Here is a 6,000-nt window from a genome sequence, read left to right as displayed (position 1 = left end):
GGGGGGTGTCCGTCCTCGGTCCGGCGGATGCCCGGCATCAAGAGGTGCTGTTCCTTGACGCCGGCCGCTGCGGGCGGACACCCCCCGGCACGGCCCCTTGCCGCCGTGGGCGGGTGCGGGTGCGTCCCTTGCCGCTGTGGGCGTGTGCGGGTGCGTCCTCTGCCGTCGTGGGCGGGTGCGGGCGCATCCCCTGCCGCCGTGGGCGGACACCCCCCGGCACGGCCCCTTGCCGCCGTGGGCGGGTGCCGGCCGGGTGGAGGTGCGGCCCCCCTGCCGTCGTGGGCGGGTGCGGGTGCGTCCCCTGCCGTCGTGGGCGGGTGCGGGCGGTTGGGCTGAGTCTTGTCGCCCATTTTCAGCCCGTCCGGCGTTTGAGGACGAGGCCCGTTCAGGGCCGGTGCGGGGGCGCGGGCCCCCGGGAACGGGTCCCGGGGGCTTGCGGGGATGTCACTGTCGGGTGGCCGACGGAGTCACATGCGGGAGACGTTGCGTTCGTAGACCAGGCGGAGGCCGATCAGGGTCAGCCAGGGCTCGTGTTCGTCGATCACCGAGGATTCGCCGAGGACCATGGGGGCCAACCCGCCCGTGGCGATGACCGTGACGTCGTCGGGGTCGTCCGCCAGTTCGCGGGCCATGCGGTTGACGACGCCGTCGACCTGGCCCGCGAAGCCGTAGATGATGCCGGACTGCATGGCCTCGACGGTGTTCTTGCCGATGACGCTGCGCGGGCGGGCCACCTCGATCTTGCGGAGCTGGGCGCCGCGTACGCCGAGGGCCTCGACGGAGATCTCGATGCCGGGGGCGATGACGCCGCCGATGTACTCGCCGCGCGCGCTCACCGCGTCGAACGTCGTCGCCGTACCGAAGTCGACGACGATGGCCGGGCCGCCGTAGAGGTCGACCGCCGCGACCGCGTTGATGATGCGGTCGGCGCCGACCTCCTTGGGGTTGTCCGTGAGGATCGGTACGCCCGTCTTCACGCCCGGTTCGACGAGGACGGCGGGGACGTCGCCGTAGTAGCGGCGGGTCACCTCGCGCAGTTCGTGGAGGACGGACGGGACCGTCGCGCAGATGGCGATGCCGTCGATGCCGTCGCCCAGTTCGTCGCCGAGCAGCGGGTGCATGCCCATCAGGCCCTGGAGCAGGACCGCGAGTTCGTCGGCCGTGCGGCGGGCGTCCGTGGAGATGCGCCAGTGCTCGACGATGTCCTCGCCGTCGAAGAGCCCGAGGACGGTGTGCGTGTTGCCTACGTCGATGGTGAGCAGCATGCCGGTTCCTACTCCGCCGCTCGCAGGTCCAGGCCGATGTCCAGGATCGGCGAGGAGTGGGTGAGGGCTCCGACGGCGAGGTAGTCGACGCCGGTGGTCGCGTACGCGCGGGCGTTGTCGAGGGTCAGACGGCCCGAGGCCTCGAGGGCTGCTCGGCCGGCCACGATCGCCACCGCCTCCTCGCACTCGCCCGGCGTGAAGTTGTCCAGCAGGATCAGGTCCGCGCCCGCGTCGACGACCTCGCGGAGCTGGTGCAGGGTGTCCACCTCGACCTCGATGGCGAGGTCGGGGAAGGCCTCCCGGACGGCCTTGAATGCCTGGGCGACCCCGCCGGCGGCCACCACGTGGTTGTCCTTCACCAAGGCCGCGTCGGAGAGGGACATGCGGTGGTTGACGCCGCCTCCGCAGCGCACCGCGTACTTCTCCAGGGCGCGCAGGCCCGGTGTCGTCTTGCGGGTGTCGCGGACCTTCGCCCCGGTGCCGTCCAGTACGTCCGCCCACGCGCGCGTGGCCGTCGCGATGCCGGACAGGCGGCACAGGATGTTCAGCGCGCTGCGTTCGGCGGTCAGGAGGTCACGGGTGCGGGTGGTGATGGACAGGAGCTTGGCGCCCGCCTCCACCCGCTCGCCGTCCTCGACGTGGCGCTCGACCTCGAACTCGTCCTCGCAGACGATCGAGACGATCGCCTCGGCGACCCGGAGGCCGGCCACCACGCCCGCCTCGCGGGCCACGAAGTCGGCCGTGGCCACTGCTTCCTCGGGGATCGTGGCGACCGTCGTCACGTCCACGCCGTGCGCGAGGTCCTCCTGGATCGCGACGTTCGCGATGTCCTCGACCTCGACGGGGTCCAGGCCCGCCTCGGCGAGGAGCTCGGCGAGTGCGGGGTCGAGGCCGCACTCCAGGTACTCCTCGCCGGCACCGCACGCGCAGTCGTCGCCGCAGCCGCCGTTCGAGGCGAGGGGAAGGTCGGGGGTGGTCACTGCTGTCACTGCTCCTGGGGACGGGTCGGGGGGAAGTCTGCGGTGTCGGTGGTGTGCACGGCCAGTGTGCGGTCGGGGTTCAGGCGTACGACGATGTGGCGGCGCCAGGTCGTGTCGTCGCGGTCGGGCTCGTCCTCGCGCCAGTGGCAGCCCCGGGTCTCCTCGCGCCGGTGGGCCGCGGCGACCAGCACCCGCGCCACGCACAGGAGGTTCGTGGCCTCCCAGGTGTCGACGCCGGGCTCGGACGTCTTGCCGTTCTCGGCGAGGGCGTCGCGGGCCTCCGCGTGCAGCCGCTGGAGCTGGTCGGCGGCCCTGGTGAGGGAGTTGCCCGAGCGCAGGACGCCGGCGCCGTCCGTCATGATCCGCTGGATCGTGAAGCGGGCCTCGGGCGCGAGCAGGGGGTGCTCCGGGGTCTCGGGGTACGGCACCGGGTCCGGCACGCGTGCGTGCAGGCCGTTGGCCGCGCGGGACGCCGCGATGTCCTCCACGATGCGCTCGGCGTAGACCAGCCCTTCGAGGAGTGAGTTGGAGGCCAGGCGGTTGGCGCCGTGCACGCCCGTGCAGGCGACCTCCCCGCACGCGTACAGGCCGGGGACGGTCGTACGGCCCTGGGAGTCGGTGCGCACGCCGCCGGAGGCGTAGTGGGCGGCCGGGGCGATGGGGATGGGGGTGGTGACCGGGTCGATGCCGTTCGCGCGGCAGGCGGCGAGGATCGTCGGGAAGCGGTGCTCCCACATGTCGGCGCCGAAGTGGCGGGCGTCGAGGAACATGTGTTCCGCGTCCTGCTCCTGCATGCGCCGCATGATGCCCTTGGCGACGATGTCCCGGGGGGCCAGTTCGGCGAGTTCGTGCTGTCCCAGCATGAAGCGGACGCCGTCGGCGTCGACCAGGTGGGCGCCCTCGCCGCGTACGGCCTCGGAGACCAGGGGCTGCTGGCCCTCCGCGTCCGGGCCGAGGAACAGGACCGTCGGGTGGAACTGGACGAATTCGAGGTCGCTGACCTCGGCGCCCGCCCGCAGGGCGAGGGCCACGCCGTCGCCCGTCGACACGGACGGGTTCGTCGTCGCCGAGAAGACCTGGCCCATGCCGCCGGTCGCGAGGACCACCGCGGGGGCGTGCACGGCGCCCACGCCGTCGTGCTGGCCCTCGCCCATGACGTGCAGGGTGACGCCGGCCGTACGGCCGTCGGCGTCCGCCAGCAGGTCCAGGACGAGCGCGTTCTCGATCGTGCGCAGGCCACGCGCGCGTACCGCCTCGACCAGGGCGCGGGAGATCTCCGCGCCGGTCGCGTCGCCGCCCGCGTGGGCGATACGGCGGCGGTGGTGGCCGCCCTCGCGGGTGAGCGCGAGTTCCCCTTCGGAGGACTCGTCGAAGTGGGCGCCGGTCTCGATCAGCCGGCGTACGGCGTCGGGGCCCTCGGTGACGAGGATGCGGACGGCCTCCTCGTCGCACAGGCCGGCGCCCGCGACCAGGGTGTCGTCCAGGTGCTGTTCGGGGGTGTCGCCCTCGCCGAGGGCGGCGGCGATGCCGCCCTGCGCCCAGCGCGTGGAGCCGTCGTCGAGGCGGGCCTTGGTGACGACGACCGTCCTGAGTCCGGCGGCCTCGCAGCGCAGGGCCGCGGTGAGGCCGGCGACGCCCGAGCCGACGACCACGACGTCCGCGGCGATGGACCACCCGGGCGCGGGCGCGTGCAGTCGTATGCCTGTGCTGGTCACGAGGCGGCTCCGAAGGTCAGGGGGATGTTGTCGATCAGCCGGGTCGTCCCGACCCGGGCGGCGACGGCGAGGACGGCCTCGCCGGTGTACTCGTCCTCGTGATCGGTGATCTCCGTGAAGTCGGACGGGTCGACGAGGGCGAGGTAGTCCAGTTCGAGCGGCGGGTCGAGGCGGGCGGCCTCGTCCAGGACCATGCGGGCGGCGGCGCGGACGGCGGCCGCGGCGCCGGGGACGGCCTTGGCGACGGCGTGCGCGTCCGCGGCGGCGCGGGACTCGCCTATGGCGCTGAGCGCCTCGGCACGCGCGCGCGTGGCGGGCACTTCACGCGCGCGGGCGCGCAGCGCCTCCTGCGCGGCGTGCCGGTCGCTGCCCGCGAACAGGGCCTGGGACAGCGCGAGGGCCGTGCGGCGTTCCTTGGGCGAGAGGTAGCGGTTGCGGCTGGAGAGGGCGAGGCCGTCCTCCTCGCGCACGGTGGGGACGCCCACGATCTCGACGCCGAAGTTCAGGTCGCGGGCCATGCGGCGGATCAGGGCGAGCTGCTGGGCGTCCTTCTGGCCGAACAGGGCGACGTCGGGCCGGGTGAGGTGCAGCAGCTTGGCGACGACGGTGAGCATGCCGTCGAAGTGGCCGGGACGCGAGGCGCCCTCCAGACGCTCGCCCATGGGGCCGGCGCTGATGCGGACCTGCGGTTCACCGCCCGGGTAGACCTCGTCGACGGAAGGGGCGAACACGACGTCCGCGCCCGCCTGTTCGGCGATCTTGACGTCGGCGTCCAGGGTGCGCGGGTAGCGGTCGAGGTCCTCGCCGCGGCCGAACTGCAGGGGGTTCACGAAGACGGTGACGACGACCTCGCCGTCCGGTCCGGCGAGGGCGCGCGCGGTGCGGATCAGGGTGGCGTGGCCCTCGTGCAGGGCGCCCATGGTCATCACCACGGCGCGGCGGCCGGCACGCGGGCGTGCGTGCAGTTCGCCGGCGGTGCGCAGGATTGTGGTCATCGGGCCTCTCCCTCGGCGCCGTTGGTCCCGTTGGTCCCGTTGGCGAGTACCCCCAGGAGGTCCTCGGCGAGTTCCGGCTTGAGCAGGCCGTGCGCGAGGGCGCGGTCGGCGGTCGCGCGTGCCATGGCGAGATAGCCGGCGACGGTCTGCGGGGCGTGCCGGCGCAGCTCGGTGACGTGCGCGGCGACGGTGCCGGCGTCCCCACGCGCGACGGGGCCGGTCAGGGCCGCGTCGCCGGAGCGCAGGGCGTTGTCGAGGGCGGCGCCGAGGAGCGGGCCGAGCATGCGGTCGGGGGCGGCGACGCCCGCCTCGCGCAGCAGCTCCATGGACTGGGCGACGAGCGTGACCAGGTGGTTGGCGCCCAGCGCGAGTGCCGCGTGGTAGAGCGGACGCATCTCCTCGGCGATCCACTCGGGCTCGCCGCCCATCTCGATGACGAGGGCCTCCGCGGCCAGCCGCAGTTCCTCGGGCGCGGTGACGCCGAACGAGCAGCCGGCGAGGCGCTGGACGTCCACGGGCGTGCCGGTGAAGGTCATCGCCGGGTGCAGGGCGAGGGGCAGGGCGCCCGCGCGCAGGGCGGGGTCCAGGACCTTGGCGCCGTACCGCCCGGAGGTGTGCACGAGCAGTTGGCCGGGCTTGACGGCCCCGGTCTCGGCGAGGCCCTCGACCAGGCCGGGCAGGACGTCGTCCGGGACGGTCAGCAGCACCAGCTCCGCGCGCGCGAGCACTTCGGCGGGCGGCACCATCGGCACGTCGGGGAGCATCCGCTCGGCACGTCGCCGGGAGGAGTCGGAGACCCCGGAGACGGCCACCGGGCGGTGTCCGGCGAGCTGGAGGGACGCGGCGAGCGCGGGGCCCACCCGACCGGCGCCGACGACACCGACGGAGAGCCGCGCGGGGCGGTCCCTGGGATCTGGCTGTTGGCTTGTACTCACGCGACGGCGGCCTTCCCGTTCCAGTCCGCTCGGGGTACCGGACGATTTCTCGTCATGTTAACGCGATTGGTTCGAGAGGCGTTCGGTTGTCCACAGGCTGTGGGTTTCGC

5 protein-coding genes are annotated in these 6,000 nt (G+C 73.8%); all 5 read right to left on the bottom strand.

Translation table 11 applies throughout. The features are described 5' to 3' along the window. Positions 1–467: 467 nt before the first annotated feature. The 5 genes from ACGFW6_RS41870 to ACGFW6_RS41850 are packed head-to-tail and all read right to left on the bottom strand — an operon-like array spanning position 468 to position 5,890. Positions 468–1,265, bottom strand: a complete 798-nt coding sequence (locus tag ACGFW6_RS41870; RefSeq protein ID WP_194042480.1) for a type III pantothenate kinase — start codon at positions 1,263–1,265, stop codon at positions 468–470. Between the two features lie 8 nt (positions 1,266–1,273). Continuing rightward, positions 1,274–2,245, bottom strand: a complete 972-nt coding sequence (nadC, locus tag ACGFW6_RS41865; RefSeq protein ID WP_393522066.1) for a carboxylating nicotinate-nucleotide diphosphorylase — start codon at positions 2,243–2,245, stop codon at positions 1,274–1,276. A 5-nt stretch (positions 2,246–2,250) separates the two neighbouring features. Then, a complete protein-coding gene (locus ACGFW6_RS41860) occupies positions 2,251–3,960 on the bottom strand; it encodes an L-aspartate oxidase (protein ID WP_393522064.1) in 1,710 nt (569 codons plus the stop codon). Then, entirely contained in the window at positions 3,957–4,955 is a 999-nt protein-coding gene (panC, locus tag ACGFW6_RS41855) for a pantoate--beta-alanine ligase (RefSeq protein WP_393522062.1), read from the bottom strand. Before panC ends, ACGFW6_RS41860 begins: the two co-directional genes overlap by 4 nt. Further along, positions 4,952–5,890: a Rossmann-like and DUF2520 domain-containing protein gene (locus ACGFW6_RS41850; RefSeq protein ID WP_393522060.1), complete on the bottom strand. Its 939-nt coding sequence runs from the start codon at positions 5,888–5,890 to the stop codon at positions 4,952–4,954. Before ACGFW6_RS41850 ends, panC begins: the two co-directional genes overlap by 4 nt. Between the last annotated feature and the right edge of the window lie 110 nt (positions 5,891–6,000).

Origin of the sequence: Streptomyces sp. Y7, from assembly GCF_043195415.1 — a bacterium.
GTDB lineage: Bacteria > Actinomycetota > Actinomycetes > Streptomycetales > Streptomycetaceae > Streptomyces.
This window is presented reverse-complemented; position numbering and strand designations above follow the sequence as displayed.

What these genes read in the sequence shown, in the direction of transcription:
- ACGFW6_RS41870 (WP_194042480.1), bottom strand. Translation starts at nt 1,265, where the DNA reads ATGCTGCTCACCATCGACGTAGGCAACACGCACACCGTCCTCGGGCTC.
- panC (WP_393522062.1), bottom strand. Translation starts at nt 4,955, where the DNA reads ATGACCACAATCCTGCGCACCGCCGGCGAACTGCACGCACGCCCGCGT.